Source organism: Rhodoferax sp. (genome assembly GCF_013297935.1).
GTDB lineage: Bacteria > Pseudomonadota > Gammaproteobacteria > Burkholderiales > Burkholderiaceae_C > Allorhodoferax.
The window spans coordinates 36,139-53,451 of the sequence record NZ_JAAFIX010000005.1 but is presented as its reverse complement, the minus strand read 5'-3'; the positions used below and the strand labels follow the sequence as shown (position 1 = coordinate 53,451).

General features: G+C 60.3%; 18 protein-coding genes. 8 read left to right on the top strand and 10 right to left on the bottom strand.

Features of this window, described 5'->3' with window-relative positions; genetic code table 11:
• The first annotated feature begins 57 nt into the window (after window positions 1-57).
• Complete coding sequence (locus QZW03_RS08850) at window positions 58-312, top strand: acyl-CoA-binding protein (protein ID WP_296509626.1); 255 nt, start codon at window positions 58-60, stop codon at window positions 310-312.
• Between the two features lie 59 nt (window positions 313-371).
• On the opposite strand, the gene QZW03_RS08845 is transcribed toward QZW03_RS08850, so the two are convergent.
• A complete protein-coding gene (locus QZW03_RS08845; RefSeq protein WP_296509625.1) occupies window positions 372-695 on the bottom strand; it encodes a polyhydroxyalkanoic acid system family protein in 324 nt (107 codons plus the stop codon).
• 75 nt (window positions 696-770) lie between these two features.
• Here QZW03_RS08845 and QZW03_RS08840 point away from each other — a divergent pair, with 75 nt between their 5' ends.
• Window positions 771-1,103 carry a DUF1840 domain-containing protein gene (locus QZW03_RS08840; RefSeq protein ID WP_296509624.1) on the top strand — a complete coding sequence of 111 codons (333 nt, stop codon included), beginning with the start codon at window positions 771-773 and terminating at the stop codon, window positions 1,101-1,103.
• A gap of 36 nt (window positions 1,104-1,139) precedes the next feature.
• Here QZW03_RS08840 and QZW03_RS08835 read toward each other — a convergent pair whose 3' ends face one another.
• The 8 genes from QZW03_RS08835 to QZW03_RS08800 form a co-directional block, all read right to left on the bottom strand.
• On the bottom strand, window positions 1,140-2,111 hold the full coding sequence (locus tag QZW03_RS08835; protein ID WP_296509623.1) for a tripartite tricarboxylate transporter substrate-binding protein: 972 nt from the start codon (window positions 2,109-2,111) through the stop codon (window positions 1,140-1,142).
• A gap of 195 nt (window positions 2,112-2,306) precedes the next feature.
• The gene (locus QZW03_RS08830) at window positions 2,307-3,560 is read right to left on the bottom strand and encodes an AMP-binding protein (RefSeq protein WP_296509622.1); all 1,254 of its coding nucleotides are present in this window, start codon (window positions 3,558-3,560) and stop codon (window positions 2,307-2,309) included.
• 84 nt (window positions 3,561-3,644) lie between these two features.
• Window positions 3,645-4,454 (bottom strand): ABC transporter ATP-binding protein, encoded by an 810-nt coding sequence (locus tag QZW03_RS08825; protein ID WP_142809266.1) that lies wholly within the window; start codon window positions 4,452-4,454, stop codon window positions 3,645-3,647.
• Window positions 4,455-4,631: 177 nt separating this feature from the next.
• Complete coding sequence (locus QZW03_RS08820) at window positions 4,632-5,963, bottom strand: ABC transporter substrate-binding protein (RefSeq protein ID WP_296509621.1); 1,332 nt, start codon at window positions 5,961-5,963, stop codon at window positions 4,632-4,634.
• A 72-nt stretch (window positions 5,964-6,035) separates the two neighbouring features.
• The gene (locus QZW03_RS08815) at window positions 6,036-7,112 is read right to left on the bottom strand and encodes a branched-chain amino acid ABC transporter permease (protein WP_296509620.1); all 1,077 of its coding nucleotides are present in this window, start codon (window positions 7,110-7,112) and stop codon (window positions 6,036-6,038) included.
• Window positions 7,113-7,123: 11 nt separating this feature from the next.
• A complete protein-coding gene (locus QZW03_RS08810) occupies window positions 7,124-8,053 on the bottom strand; it encodes a branched-chain amino acid ABC transporter permease (RefSeq protein WP_296509619.1) in 930 nt (309 codons plus the stop codon).
• A 14-nt stretch (window positions 8,054-8,067) separates the two neighbouring features.
• Window positions 8,068-8,853: an ABC transporter ATP-binding protein gene (locus tag QZW03_RS08805; RefSeq protein ID WP_296509618.1), complete on the bottom strand. Its 786-nt coding sequence runs from the start codon at window positions 8,851-8,853 to the stop codon at window positions 8,068-8,070.
• Window positions 8,850-10,802, bottom strand: coding sequence for an AMP-binding protein (locus QZW03_RS08800; RefSeq protein WP_296509617.1), 1,953 nt, complete (start codon window positions 10,800-10,802; stop codon window positions 8,850-8,852). The genes QZW03_RS08805 and QZW03_RS08800 overlap by 4 nt, the downstream gene beginning before the upstream one ends.
• A gap of 176 nt (window positions 10,803-10,978) precedes the next feature.
• Between QZW03_RS08800 and QZW03_RS08795 the strand changes: the two genes are divergently transcribed.
• The 6 genes from QZW03_RS08795 (at window position 10,979) to QZW03_RS08770 (ending at window position 16,955) form a co-directional block, all read left to right on the top strand.
• A complete protein-coding gene (locus QZW03_RS08795; RefSeq protein WP_296509616.1) occupies window positions 10,979-11,722 on the top strand; it encodes a Crp/Fnr family transcriptional regulator in 744 nt (247 codons plus the stop codon).
• 41 nt (window positions 11,723-11,763) lie between these two features.
• Complete coding sequence (locus tag QZW03_RS08790) at window positions 11,764-13,764, top strand: EAL domain-containing protein (protein WP_296509615.1); 2,001 nt, start codon at window positions 11,764-11,766, stop codon at window positions 13,762-13,764.
• Between the two features lie 37 nt (window positions 13,765-13,801).
• The gene (locus QZW03_RS08785; protein WP_296509614.1) at window positions 13,802-14,050 is read left to right on the top strand and encodes a DUF3297 family protein; all 249 of its coding nucleotides are present in this window, start codon (window positions 13,802-13,804) and stop codon (window positions 14,048-14,050) included.
• Between the two features lie 20 nt (window positions 14,051-14,070).
• Window positions 14,071-14,562 (top strand): retropepsin-like aspartic protease, encoded by a 492-nt coding sequence (locus tag QZW03_RS08780; protein WP_296509613.1) that lies wholly within the window; start codon window positions 14,071-14,073, stop codon window positions 14,560-14,562.
• Between the two features lie 91 nt (window positions 14,563-14,653).
• Complete coding sequence (locus QZW03_RS08775) at window positions 14,654-15,679, top strand: pseudouridine synthase (protein ID WP_296509612.1); 1,026 nt, start codon at window positions 14,654-14,656, stop codon at window positions 15,677-15,679.
• A gap of 13 nt (window positions 15,680-15,692) precedes the next feature.
• Window positions 15,693-16,955: an alpha/beta hydrolase gene (locus QZW03_RS08770; protein ID WP_296509611.1), complete on the top strand. Its 1,263-nt coding sequence runs from the start codon at window positions 15,693-15,695 to the stop codon at window positions 16,953-16,955.
• Between the two features lie 18 nt (window positions 16,956-16,973).
• Here QZW03_RS08770 and QZW03_RS08765 read toward each other — a convergent pair whose 3' ends face one another.
• Entirely contained in the window at window positions 16,974-17,258 is a 285-nt protein-coding gene (locus QZW03_RS08765; protein WP_296509610.1) for a TfoX/Sxy family protein, read from the bottom strand.
• Window positions 17,259-17,313: the final 55 nt, after the last annotated feature.

Here is a 17,313-nt window from a genome sequence, read left to right as displayed (position 1 = left end):
CCTGCTCGCATCGGGTGTTCCCCCTAGATTTCTGCACCACACCAAACGGAGAAAACCATGGCCGATTTGAAAGCCGCTTTTGAAGCCGCTGTTGCCAATTCCAAAAATCTGAGCGAGCGCCCCGACAACGGCACTCTCTTGAAAATCTACGCGCTCTACAAGCAAGCCACTGCCGGTGACAACACCGAGAAGAAGCCGGGCTTTGCCGACATGGTGGGCCGCGCCAAGTGGGACGCCTGGAACGGCTTCAAGGGCATCTCCAATGATGACGCCATGCAACAGTACATCGACCTGATTGAGTCTTTGAGCTAAATCGGACCTGATCCCCCGCAGAATATGCGGGTGGCGCTATCAAAAAAGTAGCGTTTACGCTACTTTTTTTTCGTCTTGGCAGGTGCCTTTGCGCTCGGCGCCAGCAAGGTGTCGAGGTTTTTGACAATCTCTGCCTCGATTTTGTCTTTGAAGGCACCCAACAAAAACCCGAGCTTGGCCGTGAGCTCGAACCGCGTTTTGGTAACTTGGAGCATGCCGCTCACACCGGAGCGTTTGAAAATCACTTCATCCACCTGGTCGCCTTCGACGTAGGTGCACTCCATATCGAACTCGGTTTCAGCCTGCTCAGCCCATTGGAAGGCAATTTTCCTGGCAGCGGCAAAGCCCAGGCTGTGTTCGCGCAAGATATGTAAATCGGCCATGAGGTCCTCGGATCAGTATGCTGTTAGTCTGCCATTGCAACAGAACGCATCATAAAACTACCGGCAGTCCTCACCATGCTCTACAAGTTCAAATCCAAGATTGCCAGCGACGTCATCATGCTGGAGCCTCAGGGGCGACAAATTCTCACCCTCTGGGGCTACACCACTGAAGAGAGTTTGCGCAAAGGCATTTTGCTGGCGGCAGAGATGCCGGCCGCTATTCAAGCACTCGAAGAGGCTATTGCGCACGAGGAAGCGCGACGCGTGCAAGCAGCGCTTGAAGCCCAAGAACAAGGGAGAGAAGCCACCTACCCGGAGGGTGTGAGTCTGCGACAGCGGGCGATGCCCTTGCTGGACATGGCCCGCCGCAGCCAAGCGGCTGGAAAAGACATTGTGTGGGGCGTTTGACCCTATCCAAAGGGCCAACCCGCCGCCAGTGAAGCATCAGTCCGCGTAAACGCCAGCGGCCTTGATGATCGGTGTCCACTTCGCAATTTCAGCGGCCACAAACTTCTTGTGCTCAGCGGGTTCGACACGCTTGTCAGTCACCACCACCGCACCCAGAGCTTCTTGCTTCTTGATGAATTCGGGGTCTTTCAACGCAGCCTTCAACGCCGTGTTCAGCTTGGTCTGCACTTCAGCAGGGGTGCCTTTGGGTGCGTACAGGCCGTGCCAGATGGTCACTTCAAAGTTGCTCAGGCCTTGGCTTTGCAAGGTGGGCAAGGACTTGAGTGCCGGCGTCGTCAGCGTTTTGGAGGTAGTCACCGCGTAAGCGGTGACTTTCTTACCTTCAATTTGCGCCGAGGTGTTGGTGGTCTGGTCACACATCAAGTCGATCTGGCCGCCGATCAAGTCGGTCATTGCGGGCGCGGTACCTTTGTACGGCACGGTGGTCATATCCACCTTGACGGCGTTCTGGAACAGCAGACCGCACAAATGCGATGCAGAACCCACACCAGCGTTGCCCAAGTTGATCTTGCCAACGTTCTGGCCGATCCAGGTGGTCAACTCTTTGTAGGTTTTGGCCGGCATATCGGGCTTGCCGATCAGTGTCATCGGAACATCGTTGATCATGCCGAGGTACTCGAAGTCAGACTCCACTTTGAAAGGCATGTTGCGTAGCAGGCCGGGCATAGTCCCCATGGCAATGTGGTTCAACAGCAAGGTGTAACCATCCGGTGCTGCCTTGGCCACTTTGCTGGTGCCGATGGAGCTGCCGGCGCCTGCCGAGTTGTCGATGATGATGCTGACGTCACCCAGCTGTTTACGCAGCGATTCGCTCAGGTCACGGGCCACGCGGTCGGTAGGACCACCCGCTGCGAACGGCACCACGATGGTGATGGGTTTGGAAGGATAGGCCTGCGCAAATGCAGAAACGGACAGCGCAGCAGCGCTTGCAACGAGCAATTTTTTCATCGGTTTGTCTCCTGTTATGGACTTACAGTTTAGCGCGCACCATCGCGCTTTGTCTTACGGAAAGCCCCTCATAGGAGGGGCTTTTGACGGTGCTTTTTTCTTCGCTGGAGACAATTTAGCCGGACTGGGAAGACCTTGTAACTGTGGTGTTCAACAGCTCGGGAAAACCCTTACCAGCATCAACTTCAAACGGACTCATTGGTAGGTGCGTGCATCTTCAATGACTTTGCCGTCATTGGCCAGACTTCCGGGCAGCACCAGACGGACTTCGCTCCGCAACTTGGTGACCTCGCGTACCACATCGGCCACCCGCAGCGCCAAGCCTTCCTGTGGCCCGTCAACCTCCAGCACCATGGTCATCTGGTCATTGGCCATTTCGCCGCTGACCACCAAGCGGGCCTTGCGCACCTCGGGGAAACGCTTGGCCACTTCATCCACCTGCTTCGGGTGCACAAACATGCCGCGCACCTTGGTGGTCTGGTCTGCGCGCCCCATCCAACCTTTGATGCGGGTGTTGGTCCGTCCGGTCGGGCACTGCCCGGCAAGCACAGCCGACAGGTCCCCGGTGCCGAAACGGATCAAGGGGTAGTCCGGGTTCAGGCTGGTGACCGCCAACTCGCCCACCTCGCCTTCGGGTACGGGGTCGCCGGTGCCGGGCCGCACGATTTCCACAATCACCTGTTCATCCAGCACCAGGCCTTCGCGGGCGCTGGTCTCATAGGCAATCAGCCCCAAGTCGGCCGTGGCGTAGCACTGGTAGCCGTCCACCCCGTGCGCGGAAAACCAGTCACGCAAAGAGGGCGGATACGCCTCACCACCAAACATGGCTTTGGTCACGCTGGGGAGCGCCACTCCCATCTCTAAGGCTTTCTCCAGAATAATTTTCAAAAAGCTGGGGGTGCCGATGTAGCCCGCAGGCTGCAACTCCGCCATGGCTTGCACTTGCTGCTCGGTCTGACCGGTGCCCCCCGGGAACACGGTGCAGCCCAGCGCGTGGGCTCCGGTTTCCATCATGGAGCCCGCCGGCACAAAGTGGTAGCTGAAGCTGTTGTGGATCAATTCGCCGGGGCGAAAGCCGGCGGCATAAATGGCGCGCGCCATCCTCCAGTAGTCCGGTGCGGTGCCTTCAGGCTCGTAAATCGGACCGGGGCTCGCAAACACCCTGCGCATAGAACTGCCAAAGCCCACCGCGCTGAAGCCGCCAAATGCGTTTGAGCCCTGCTGGCGGGATTGCTGCTGCAGCGCTTGCAGCTCCGACTTCCGGGTCACCGGCAAGCGCGCTAACGCGGTGCGGTCCACGATGGCGCTCGCGTCCACACCCGCAAGAATGCCGGCCCACGCCGGGCTGTGCGCTTGCGCATGGGCCACTTGCCGGGGCAGCGCTGCCATGTGAGCAGCATGGCGGTCAGCCTGCGAGCGGATTTCGAGGGCGTCGTAGGTGGATGTCATCAGGACTCCATGAGCAATTTGCTATGTTTTTAAGAGCGGCTCACGCACGTTCTACGTGGGCTAGAGGCATGTTTCATATGTTTCTTAAGCCAGCCACCGCTTGCGGCGCTTGTAGCTCTTCACATCTTTGAAGCTCTTGCGCTCGCCGCCACCCACGCCCAGGTAGAACTCCTTGACGTCTTCATTGCTGCGCAAGTCGGCCGCTGCGCCGTCCATCACCACGCGGCCGCTTTCCATGATGTAGCCGTAGTCGGCGTATTTCAGCGCCATATTGGTGTTCTGCTCGGCCAGCAGAAAGGTGACCTTTTCTTTGGCGTTGAGGTCTTTGACGATCTCGAACACCTCTTCCACGATCTGCGGCGCCAGGCCCATGGAGGGCTCGTCGAGCAGCACCATGCTGGGGTTGGCCATGAGCGCACGGCCGATAGCGCACATCTGCTGCTCCCCCCCCGATGTGTAGGCCGCCTGGCTGGTGCGGCGGGTCTTGAGGCGGGGGAAATAGTTGTAAACCTTCTCTAGGTTGGCCGCGACCTCGGCCTTGCTCTTGCGGGTGTAACCGCCGGTGAGCAGGTTTTCCTCGATGGTCAGGTGGGCAAAGCAGTGCCGCCCTTCCATGACTTGCACCACGCCGCGCTGCACCAGATCGGCAGGGCTCAGGTTTTCGATGCGCTCGCCGCGCAGCTCGATACTGCCTTTGGTCACCGCCCCGCGCTCGCCTGCAAGCAGGTTAGACACCGCCCGCAACGTCGTGGTTTTGCCCGCGCCGTTGCCCCCGAGGATGGCCACAATGCCGCCTTCGGGCACTTGCAGCGACACCCCCTTGAGCACCAGGATGACGTGGTTGTAAATGACCTCGATGCCATTCACGTTGAGAACGATGTTTTTCGGTTCCATAACTCAGCCTTGTTGACCAGATGAAAGCCCCGATGCACGACGCTTTCATCTGGAGAGTGGCAAACAGAGCAAGCCACCCTTCCAGAAACACCGCGGAACCGGCTACGCCGGGCCGCTGATGTTGCCCCCTGAAGGAGAAGGACCGCTACACGCAGTGAGCGGTCAACGGGGGTGCTCTCAAGACTGGCAGTCGCTACCCGCGCGGCGTGTGAGCTTTTTCTCAGCGGCGTACTTGTCCGCGGCGGCCTTCACCATCGGCTTGATGATCTGGTCGTCGGCCTGCATCCAATCGGAGGTCCAGTCAAAAGACTTACCGTTCCAGGTGTGAACACGGGCCCACGCCGCGCCCATGTGGTCCTGGCAGCTGGTGGAGATGGGGCGCATCACACCCTTGAAGCCCAAAGCATCTAACTTGGGTTGCGTCAGGTTCAGGTTCTCATAACCCCAGCGTGCTTGCTCTCCGGTCATGACCTTTCCCTTGCCGAAACGGTCCTGGGCAGCGCGAACGCCTTCCACTGCCAGCATGGCGCTCATCATTCCGCGCATGTAGAGCACTTGGCCGACCTCTTCTTTCGGTCCGGTGCCTTGGCCCTTGCCATGGAGCTTGTCCAAGACCTCTTTGATGACAGGCGCGCCGGTTTCGGCACCGTGCTGCATCATCACGGCGTTGTAGCCCTTAGCACCTTCTCCGACGTCTTTCACGTCAGGCTCTGCGCCGGCCCACCAGACGCCGTACATCTTTTCACGCGGATAGCCTGTAGCTTGTGCTTCCTTCAACGCGGTGGAGTTCATGACGCCCCAGCCCCAGTTCAGCACGTAGTCCGGCCGGTTCTGGCGGATTTGGAGCCAGGTCGCCTTCTGCTCGACACCGGGGTGGGTCACGGGCAGCAGGCTCAGGGTAAAGCCGTGCGCTGCAGCGCGCTCTTGCAGCAAAGGAATCGGCTCTTTGCCGAATGGGCTGTCGTGATAGACCAAGGCAATCTTCTTGCCCTTGAGCTTGTCATAGCCGCCTTCTTTCTTGGCGATGTGCTGAATCAACACGTCAGCGGCCACCCAATAGGTGCCGGCCAAAGGAAAGTTCCACTTGAAAACGCCTCCATCTGCCGATTCACTGCGACCGTAGCCTGCCGTGATCAAGGGGATCTTGTCTGCGGGAGCTTTCTCGGTCAGGGCAAAAGTAATGCCGGTTGACAGCGGCTGGAACACCGTGGCGCCCTTGCCTTTCAAACGCTCGTAGCACTCAACCCCCCGGTCAGTGGCATAGCCGGTTTCGCACTCTTCAAACGAGAGCTGAACCCCGTTGAGGCCTCCGCGGGCATTGACCAGCTTGAGGTAATCCACATAACCATTGGCAAAGGGAACGCCATTGGGTGCATAGGCACCTGTCCGATACACAAGCACAGGGAAAAACTGCTCCTTGGCTTGGGCGAACGCGGACGAGGTACCCACCAGAGCGGACACCCCGGCGGCAGCCACACTGGCGGCGATTGCGAGTTGACGAAGCTTCATGTTGTGTCTCCTAAGTTGGTTGAAGCGAGAGAGGAAAGCAGGACTTTCAAGAAGCGGAGATGTCTGAACACCTCAATGCGGGAAAGGCCAAAGACGCATTTTTTGTTTACCGATAGACCAGAGTTTGGCCAGCCCGTGCGGCTCCACAATCAGGAACCAGACGATCAAGGCTCCGAACACCATGTACTCGGTGTGCGAGACCAGCGCAGTCGAAATACTGACGCCAAAGAGGGCGCCCACCCCCGGCAGGAACTGGTTCAAAAAGATGGGCAGGATCACAATGAAAGCAGCCCCGAAGAAGCTCCCCATGATGGACCCCATGCCGCCGATGATCACCATGAACAACAACTGGAAAGAGCGATCAATCGAGAAGGCCGCGGGCTCCCACGAACCCAGGTGAATGAAACCCCACAAGGCACCTGCCACCCCCACGATGAAGGAGCTCACGGCAAATGCGCTGAGCTTGGCGTACACCGGGCGAATGCCAATCACCGCAGCTGCCACGTCCATGTCGCGGATGGCCATCCACTCACGGCCGATCGCAGAACGCACCAGATTCTTGGTCATCAGGGCAAACAACACCACGAAGGCCAGACACAGCAAATATTTGTCGACCGGTGAGTCAATCGTCCAGCCCAGGATGGACAAGTTCGATACCGACACAGAACCCGATGCGTTGTTGTTGGTAAACCAGCTGATCCGCAAGAAGGCCCAATCGCAGAAGAACTGCGCCGCCAAAGTCGCCACCGCCAGATACAGCCCCTTCACCCGCAAGCTCGGTATTCCAAAAAACATACCGACCAAGGTCGCAAAAAAGCCACCGCTGAGCAGGGCCACGATCAAGGGAATGCCTTCAATGCGGACATAGGTGTTGTAAGCCATGTAGGCGCCCACCGCCATAAAGGCACCGGAACCCAGCGAGATTTGCCCGCAATAGCCGACCAGCACATTCACGCCCAACGCTGCCAGAGACAGAATAAGGAATGGAATCAAGATGGCACGAAACATGTACTCGTCGACCACCATCGGCACCGCAAATACGGCGATGGCTAACAACACCAAGAGGCCCCAGCGGTCTTGCACGATGGGAAAAATCTGCTGGTCAGCGCGGTAGCTGGTTTTGAACTGACCGTTCTCTCTGTAAAACATGAAGTCGCTCCTTAGACGCGGTCAATGATTTTTTCGCCGAACAAGCCCTGCGGCCGGAACAACAGGAATACCAGCGCCAGCACATAGGCAAACCAGATTTCGATGCCGCCGCCCACCATCGGGCCGAGATAGACCTCGGACAACTTCTCGCCGACGCCAATAATCAGGCCACCAATAATCGCGCCGGGTACCGAGGTGAGCCCGCCCAAAATAATCACCGGGAGGGCACGCAAGGCGACAGTCGTCAGGGAAAACTGAACCCCTAGTTTGGAGCCCCAAATGATTCCCGCCACCAGCGCTGTTATGCCTGCGACGCACCACACAATCACCCAGATACGGTTCAGCGGAATGCCGATACTCTGGGCAGCCTGGTGGTCATCTGCCACAGCACGCAGCGCACGGCCGGTGCTGGTTTTCTGGAAGAACAGCGACAGTGCAGCCACGAGCACTGCAGCCACCACAGCAGCAATCACGTCCTCTTGATTGACGAGCACGCCCCCCTCGAACACCGACTCAAACAAAAAGATCGGGTCTTTGGGCATGCCTACGTCGATTTTGTAAATGTCGCTGCCAAAAATGGTCTGCCCCGCGCCGTCGATGAAATAGGTAATACCCAAAGTCGCCATCAGCAGGGTCACACCCTCCTGGTTCACCAGATGCCGCAGAACCAAGCGTTCGATGAGCCAAGCCAAAACGAACATCAACATTGCAGACACGAGGAACGCCAGCAGATTGCCTAGGAACTTGCTCTCCAGACCGAGCCATTGCGGAATCCAAACCGAGAGGCGCGCCATGGCCAGCGCCGCAAACAGCACCATGGCTCCTTGCGCAAAGTTAAAGACGCCGGACGCTTTGAAAATCAGCACAAAGCCCAGCGCCACCAAGGCATACAACATGCCGGCCATAAGGCCGCCAAACAGTGTTTCAAGAAAAAATCCCATGATTCACATTCCCTTCAGTGGCTGGTGCCGAGGTAGGCGCTGATCACGTCTGCGTTGTTGCGCACTTCGTCGGGGGTGCCGTCGCCGATCTTCTTGCCGTAGTCGAGCACCACCACGCGGTCACTGATGTCCATGACCACCCCCATGTCGTGTTCGATCAACACCACCGTGGTGCCGAACTCGTCATTCACATCGAGCACAAAGCGGCACATGTCCTGCTTTTCTTCCACGTTCATGCCGGCCATGGGTTCGTCGAGCAGCAGCACCTGGGGCTCCATTGCCAAAGCGCGGCCCAAGTCCACCCGCTTTTGCAAGCCGTAAGGCAGCTGGCCCACAGGCGTCTTGCGGTAGGCCTGGATTTCCAGGAAATCGATGATGCGCTCCACCGCTTCGCGGTGCTGAATCTCTTCCCGCTCGGCCGGGCCGATGCGCAAGGCCTGCAACAGGATGTTGCTTTTGATCTTGAGGTTGCGGCCCGACATGATGTTGTCCAGAACGCTCATGCCCTTGAACAGGGCCAGATTCTGAAAAGTGCGGCCTATGCCCATGGTGGCCACTTGGTGGCTGTCCATGTGCTTGAACTGCTGACCGCGGAAGGTAATGGCACCTTCCTGCGGGGCATAGACCCCGTTGATGCAGTTCAGCATCGAACTCTTGCCCGCGCCGTTGGGCCCAATGATGGCGCGGATCTCGTGCTCACGCACATCAAAGCTAATGTCAGTCAGCGCCTTCACGCCCCCGAAACGCAGGGAAATGTTTTTGACGTCAAGGATGACGTCGCCTATCTTTTTATCGCTCATGCTGCAGCCTTCACAGGGGCAAAGGTTTTGGTGTCTTCAATGCGCAGCGTGGCGCTGACGCTGCCGGTGCGGCCGTCCTCAAACTTCACCACTGTCTCGATGAACTGGCTGGTCTTGCCTTCATACAGCGCATCGACCAAGACTTGGTATTTGTCAGCAATAAAGCCGCGGCGAACCTTGTTGGTGCGGGTCAACTCGCCGTCATCCGCGTCCAGCTCTTTGTGCAGCACCAGGAAGCGGCTGATCTGGCTGCCAGCGAGCAGCGCATCCGCACTCAGGTCGGCGTTGACCTTTTCCACGCACTCTTTGATCAGCTCATACACCTGCGGCTTCTGGGCCAGATCGGTATAGCCGGCATAAGGCAGGTTGCGGCGCTCCGCCCAGTTGCCCACCGCGTCAAAGTCGATATTGATGAGCACACACACCTTCTCGCGGCCATCGCCATAAGCGACCACTTCTTTGATGTGCTGGAAGAACTTGAGCTTGTTCTCCACGTACTTGGGGGCAAACATCGCATCGTTGAACGCACCACCCTTGAGGCGGCCCACGTCTTTGACGCGGTCGATGATCTTGAGGTGGCCATGCGCATCAATAAAGCCGGCGTCGCTGGTGTGGTACCAGCCGTCTGCCGTCAATACCTCGGCAGTCGCCGCAGGGTTTTTGTAGTACTCCTTGAGCAGGCCGGGCGACTTGACCAGAATCTCGCCGTTCTCGGCCACTTTGATCTCCACGCCTTCGCAGGGAATGCCCACCGTGTCGGCGCGGGCCTGGTTGTCCGGCTGCAGGCACACAAATACCGCCGTCTCCGTAGAGCCGTAGAGCTGCTTGAGGTTGATGCCAATCGAGCGGTAGAAGGTAAACAAATCCGGGCCGATCGCCTCACCGGCGGTGTAGGCCACGCGCACACGGCTCAAGCCCAGGGTGTTGCGCAAGGGTCCATACACAAACACATTGCCAAGGGCATACAAGGCACGGTCTGCACCCGACACTTCCAGCCCGTCCATCAACGCGGGGCCCACGCGCTTGGCCACGTTCATGAAGTAATGGAACATGTTGCGCTTGATGCTGCCCGCGTCTTCCATGCGGATCATCACGCTGGTGAGCATGCCTTCAAACACGCGGGGCGGCGCAAAGTAATAGGTCGGGCCAATCTCTTTCAGGTCGATCGTGGCGGTGGCACTGCTCTCAGGGCAATTCACCACATAGCCGCAGGACAACCACTGGGCATAGCTAAAGATGTTCTGACCGATCCACGCGGGAGGCATGTAGGCCAGCACCTCTTCGGCGCTGGTGAGCTTGTCGAATTCAGCGCCTGCACGTGCCCGGTTGAGCAGGGAGTCGTGGGTGTGCACCACGCCCTTGGGGTTGCCGGTAGTGCCCGAGGTGAAGAACATGGCCGCCACGTCGGTGTGGGTGATTTTGGCGACTTCATCGCGGAAGAAGGCGGGGTGAATCGCTGCGAAGGCTTTGCCGGCGGCTTGCAATTCGTCCATGCCCGCCAGCCCCGGTTGGTCGTAATTCCGCAAGCCGCGAGGGTCGTCAAAGTAGATGTGCTGGAGCTGCGGGCACTGCTCGCGCACCTCCAGCAGCTTGTCGACCTGCTCCTGGTCTTCGGCAAAGGCAAAGCGCACTTCGGCGTTGTTGATGGGGAACACGCACTCGGGAGCCGCCGCGTCCTGGTAGAGCGGAATAGGCACCGCGCCCAGGCTTTGAACGGCCAGCATGGTGGCGTACAAGCGGGGGCGGTTGGCGCCCACCACCACCATGTGCTCACCGCGCTGCAAGCCTGCCTGGTGCAGGCCTGCGGCCAGCTGCTCCACCATCACCGCCAGGTCACCCCAGCTCAGCGATTGCCAGATGCCGTATTCCTTTTCACGCATGGCAGCGGCCTGCGGGCGCTGACTGGCGTGTTGCAGCAGGAGCTGCGGAAAAGTTGTGTGCGTAGCCATTGCGTGTCACCTCGTTATGGTCCGCGGCATGTCGATTGCGGACTTTGGTATGGGTCGAATAGTAGAACTGCATTTGACGCCGAGTTGTCATTTGGACGACAATTTGCGCCTTTCTCGGTAGGTGTTTTCCCTTCGCTGAACCGCAACTTACAAGCGAGTTACACGGTGCTTTGCCTATGCCCTCCACCCGTTCACCTGTTGCCCTAGACGCCAGCCTGCACCAGCGCCGCCGCCCCCTGAATGAGGCGGAGTTGGACGCGATTCCGTGGCTCCATTTACTGGCCCCTTCCGACCGCGAGCGCGCCGTGGACGACCTGCGTATTGCCGAAGCCGAGGCCGGCGAATACCTGTGCCGCATGGGACGCCCGGTGACCTACTGGTTCGGAGTGATTGACGGCCTGCTGAAGATGAGTAGCGACAACGCCGAGGGCCAGACCATGACCTTCACCGGCGTGCCACCCGGCGGCTGGTTCGGGGAAGGCACCGCTCTCAAGCGCGAGGCCTACCGCTACAACATCCAAGCCCTGCGCAAGAGCATGGTGGCCGGGCTGCATGTGGACACCTTCCATTGGCTGCTGGACCACTCGATTGCCTTCAACCGCTTTGTCATGAACCAGCTCAACGAACGCTTGGGTCAGTTCATTGCCGCCCGCGAAATCGACCGCATGACCAACCCCGACATCCGGGTGGCGCGCAGCTTGGCTTCGCTATTCAACCCCGTGCTGTACCCCGGCGTGGGTGAGGTGCTGCGCATTACCCAACAGGAGCTGGCCTACCTGGCCGGCTTGTCCCGCCAGCGGGTGAACGAGGCGCTGAACGCGCTGGAGGCGCAGGGCTTCATCAAGGTGGAATACGGCGGACTGCGTGTCTTGGATTTACAAGCCCTGCGCTCTAAAGTATTCACCCGCCACGTGCCCTGATGCCCCTCCTCTAAGATACGAGCCAACGACAAGGAACCACTATGCTGACAAGCGAAGAGCTGGAGGCACGCAGGCAGCACTTCCGCTTACTGGAGCGCATCAGCCTGCCCATCTGGGTGTTTGACATCGACAAAAGCAGGGTGCACTGGGCCAACGATGCCGCACTCACCCTCTGGCGCGCGCAGGGACTGCCGGAGCTTTGCAGCCGCGATATGGGGGCAGACATGTCGGCCTCCGTCGCCAAGCGGCTCAAGCAATACCAGAGCGACTTTGAGCAGCACAGCGCCTGCTTCAGCGAGCAGTGGACCCTCTACCCTGCTGGAGTGCCCGTGCCCATGAACATGCAGCTCAGCGGAATACGCCTGTCCGACGGACGCACGGCCATGCTGTGCGAAAGCCGCATCATTGAACCAGACCGCCCCGAGGCGCTGCGATCAGTCGAGGCACTGTTGCACACCGCTGTGATGATCACCCTCTACGACCGGGAAGGTGGCGCGCTCTACCGCAACCCGGCTGCACGCGAATCGGTGCCCAACCTCAACATGCGCATGGCCGAGCGCTTTCAGGACATCGAAGCGCTGGAGCGCATGCTGGCCATGCTCGAGCTGAACGGCGAAGCCACGCTGACACTGCCCACACTCACCACCCGCAACCTGCGCTGGCACGAGGTGTCTGTGCGCCTGTGCCGCGATGCTGTGACCGGGCACGACGCAGTGCTCATGAGCGAAGTCGATGTCACCGCCATCAAGCATGCGCAAGACCATTCTCAGTACCTGGCACGGCACGACTCCTTGACCGGCCTACCCAACCGCAGCCATGTGATGCAGCGCTTTGCCGACACCTTGCGTGACATGGGAGAAGGCGCTACCGAGGCTGCACTGATCTACATCGACCTCGATCACTTCAAGGACATCAACGACACCCTGGGCCACGCGGCGGGCGACGCTCTGCTGGTGCAGGTGGCCGAGCGTCTGCGGGCCATCACCCGAGGCAGCGACCTGGTGGCCCGTCTGGGCGGAGATGAGTTCCTCATCCTGATGGTGGCGGACAACATTCGCGACGAGGTCGAGCGCGTGCGCCAGCGCCTCAGTAGCACCGTGGCGCAGCCCATTCAGCTCCATGGCATCGAGGTCATCGTGACCCCCAGTGTAGGTGTGAGCTTCTACCCTGAACACGGCCAAGAATTGGACACGCTGCTGCGCAATGCCGACCTCGCCATGTACAGCGCCAAAGAGAGCGGCCGCAACGCCCTCAACATCTTCGAATCGACCATGGCGCAGCGCGTGCAACAGCGGCTGGAGCTGGAAACCGAACTGCGCCATGCCCTGACTCGGCAAGAGTTTGAGCTGTACTACCAGCCACGCGTGGACGTAGCCACGGGCCAGGTGCGCGGGGCAGAAGCGCTGATCCGCTGGAACCACCCGCAGCGCGGGCTGGTAGGGCCGGACGCCTTTATTCCGACTTGCGAGAGCACCGGCATGATCAGTGCCTTGGGGGACTGGGTGTTTGAGCAAGCTGCGCGGCAGCAAGTGCAGTGGGCCCATGAAGGGCTGGACTTGAAGATTTCAATCAACCTATCGCCCCGCCAGTTCCGGGACCCGGAGTTGCTGAACCGCCTGGCTCGCATCGTCACAGCCACGGCGGCGCAACCTGCGCGCCTCGAATTGGAACTCACCGAATCCATGTTGCTCGGTGTGGCGCCCCACACCCACGAAACGCTAGACGATTTGCGGCGCATGGGCTTCTCTATCAGCGTGGACGACTTCGGCACAGGCTACTCCAACCTAGCCTATCTGAACCGTTTTCCGATCCAAGTACTGAAAGTCGACAAAACTTTTGTGCAAGACATCATGGCCAACCGCCCGGTAGCCGAGCTCATTGTCTCCATGTGCCGGCTGATGCAACTGCAGATCGTGGCCGAGGGGGTAGAAACTGCAGCCCAATTGGATTGGGTGCAGGCCCAAGGCATTGAGCAATACCAGGGCTATTGGTTTGCCAAACCCATGCCGGCTGCTGCTTTTGTTGCCAGAGTTCGGGCCTAGCGTCTCGCAAGCTCCCGAGAATGAGAAAATACGCTCTATGACAAATCCTATCGAACGCCCCGCCCTGCCCGACCACCTCTGCGCCGACCCGCGCAGCCCACACCATGTCGCTGCCGTGTTTGAGCACGACATCGGCATCCTCTTCAACGACAAAGAGCGTCACGATGTCGAGGAATACTGCATCAGCGAAGGCTGGATCAAAGTCCCCGCCGGCAAAACCGTAGACCGCAAGGGCAAGCCTTTGCTCATCAAGCTCAAGGGCAAGGTCGAAGCCTTTTACAACTGATCTTCCGCCCCTCGACCGCCATGCGAGGCAGCTCCCCGCGTCAGACCGGCCTGATTCCGCTCATTCTGTTCTGGTGCGCCGTCATGGGGCTGCTTTACGCCGGCATGACCTATTACCTGCGGCCCAAGCAGGTTCAGGTGCAAGCCAGCGGCGATCTGGTCATCCAGCGCGCGCTCGACGGGCATTTTTATGCGCCGGGTCGCATCCAGGGGCAGGACGTGATGTTCCTGGTGGACACTGGCGCCTCGCTGGTGACCGTGAGTGAGGCATTGGCACGCCAAGCCGGGCTCTCTGGCGGCACCCCCACCACATTCCGCACCGCCAATGGCGACCGGCCCGGGCGCGTTGTGGAGGGTGTTGCTGTTCACTTAGGACCTGTGGAGTTCAACCGGGTCCGGGTCGGGGTGGGTTTGTCGGTTGGCGACGACAATCAAGCCCTGCTCGGCCAGACTTTCCTGTCCAAGTTCGACATCACGCTCAGCAAAGACCAGATGGTCCTGAAACCCCGCTAACACTGGCACACCCTGCCAATTAGTAGCAGAATCTGCCTCTAGCCCTCGCAGAATAAGCGCAAGTAGCTCTCAAAATAATAGCAATCGCACCATGACTGACCAGACTCCTCCCCGCCCCGTCCTGCGCCGCGCGCCACCGCCCGCCCAAGACGCGGCAGCCCCCACCGGCGCGCGCCGGGCACCGCCCCCCGCAGCATCCCGCGCACCGGGCAACCGCGCCATCCCGCAGGGGCAAAGCAACACGGCCGCCCATGGCGCAGGCGGCACCGTGCGCCTCAACAAGCGCATGGCCGACCTCGGCATGGCGTCCCGCCGGGAAGCCGATGAATGGATAGCCAAGGGCTGGGTCAAAGTCAACGGCAAGGTGGCCGAAATGGGCATGCAAGTGCTGCCCGATGTGCGTATTGAGATCGACAAACAGGCCCAGGGCCAGCAGGCCAACCAGGTCACCATCTTGTTGAACAAGCCATTGGGCATTGTGAGCGGCCAGGCCGAAGACGGGCACGAGCCCGCCATCAAACTCATTCAGCCCCAGAACCGCTGGCATGATGACAACGCCCGCTTCTTCTTCCACGGCAGCCAGCTCAAGAGCCTGGTGCCCGCCGGCCGGCTGGACATTGACTCCACCGGCCTGCTCGTGCTCACCCAAGACGGCCGCGTGGCGCGCCAGCTGATCGGCGAGGACTCGGTGATGGAAAAAGAATACCTGGTGCGCGTGGCCTACACCGGTGTGGCCAACCCCAGCGCCGCGAATTCGCCCGCCGCCACCTACCCCGGTTTGCCGGGCCGTGGTCAGCCCCAGCAACTGATTCGCCTGGACGATGACGACCCGGTCACCAGCGATGTGCAAAGCGTGTTCCCTGCTGACAAGCTGCAGCTTTTGCGACATGGCTTGAGCCTGGACGACCAGCGCCTGAAGCCCGCCAAGGTGGAATGGCAAAACCCCGAGCAGCTGCGCTTTGTGCTGACCGAAGGCAAGAAGCGCCAGATCCGTCGCATGTGCGAGCTGGTGGGCCTGAAGGTGGTGGGCCTTAAACGGGTGCGCGTGGGCAAGGTCATGCTGGGCAACCTGCCGGTGGGCCAGTGGCGCTACCTGCAGCCACACGAAAAGTTTTAAAAACAAGGCGCTTATGCCCACACCGCCCCGCACCAAAGTCTCTGCCAAAGCCATCGCCACAGACCTGCGGGGCGCAGCCCAGCTGGCTACCCAAGCCACTCTGGGTGTGGCCCGCATGGCAGAGGGCGTGCACCAGTCGGTACTCGGCACCTTGGGCGCCAAAGGCAGCAACAGCAGCCCCCACACCGGCAGCCACCCGCAGGCCACCGGCCTCACCGGCTTGGTCTACAGCGCAGTACGCGGCATCACCAGTTTGGTCGGGAAAACGGCCGACACTGCGCTACGTGCCCTCACCCCTATGCTGGAGAGTACCGAGGCGCAGCCCCCCGAATCCCCCCAACGCGCGGCCGTAGTGGCCGCCCTCAACGGCGTGCTGGGTGACCACTTGGCCGCCACCGGCAACCCGCTGGCCACGCCAATGAGCTTGCGCTTCAAGGGTGCTGTGCTGGAGCCTGGCCATATGCCGGCCCCGAAGGCCGTGAACGGCAAGCTGCTGATCGTGCTGCACGGCCTGTGCATGAACGACCTGCAGTGGGAACATGCAGCGCCCGACGGCACATCCACCAGCCACCCAGCCGCACTGGCAGCGGCCCATGGCTACACGCCTCTTTTTGTGCGCTACAACTCCGGTCTGCATGTGTCTGTTAATGGCGCGGTGTTGTCAGAGACATTGAGCCAGCTGGTGGCCCAGTTGCCCGTGCCGGTAGAGAGCATCACCGTGCTGGTGCACAGCATGGGCGGGCTGGTGGCGCGCAGTGCGTGTGCCCACGCAGATGCGGGCGCGGCCCCTTGGCGTGCCTTGCTCAAAGCCATGGTGTTTCTGGGCACACCCCACCACGGCGCGCCGCTGGAGCGGGCGGGCAATTGGGTCGATGTGGTGCTAGGCAGCACGCCGTATTCGCGCCCGCTGGCCAAGCTGGGGCAGCTGCGCAGTGCCGGCATCACCGACCTGCGCTACGGTTTGGTGCATGAGTCTGACTGGCAAGGCCACGACCGCTTCCGCCGACAACCCGACCGACGCACCCACTTGCCGCTGCCCGAAGGCGTGGCCTGCTACACCGTGGCCGCCACCGTGGCCAAACCGCGCAGCCTGCTGGCCGAGCGCCTGGTGGGCGACGGTTTAGTACCCCTGCACAGCGCCCTGGGCCGGCACGACGATGCCGCACGGTCGCTGCACTTCCCCAAAAACCGGCAAGCCGTGGTGTACCGCCTCAACCACATGGAATTGCTCAGCAGCCCCGTGGTCCGCGAGTTGTTGGTCAATTGGCTGGCCTAAGCCTGTCACAACGACCTCTCAAGCACAGCGCTCTGCGTCTTCGAGGGCCAGCAACAGGCTGGTGCGGTGCTCGCGGGCGACTTCCTGCCAATGCAGGCCGCTGATCGCACCCTCCAGAGCCCACAGCAAATTCAGGCTGGCTTTACCGCTTTGGCGATTAACCTTCACATAGGCTGCCACAGAGCCCAGCCGTTGCAGGTCCGCCAGGGAGTTGATACCTGCGGCGATCAGCATCGACCGGGATTTGGGGCCCAAGTTAGGCAGGCGCGCGAGATCTTCTTTATGGGAGGCTGGCTTGGGCATAGCTCGATGCTAGCGAATCTATCTTGCTCTTGAAACCCACCCCGTCGCCCATAAT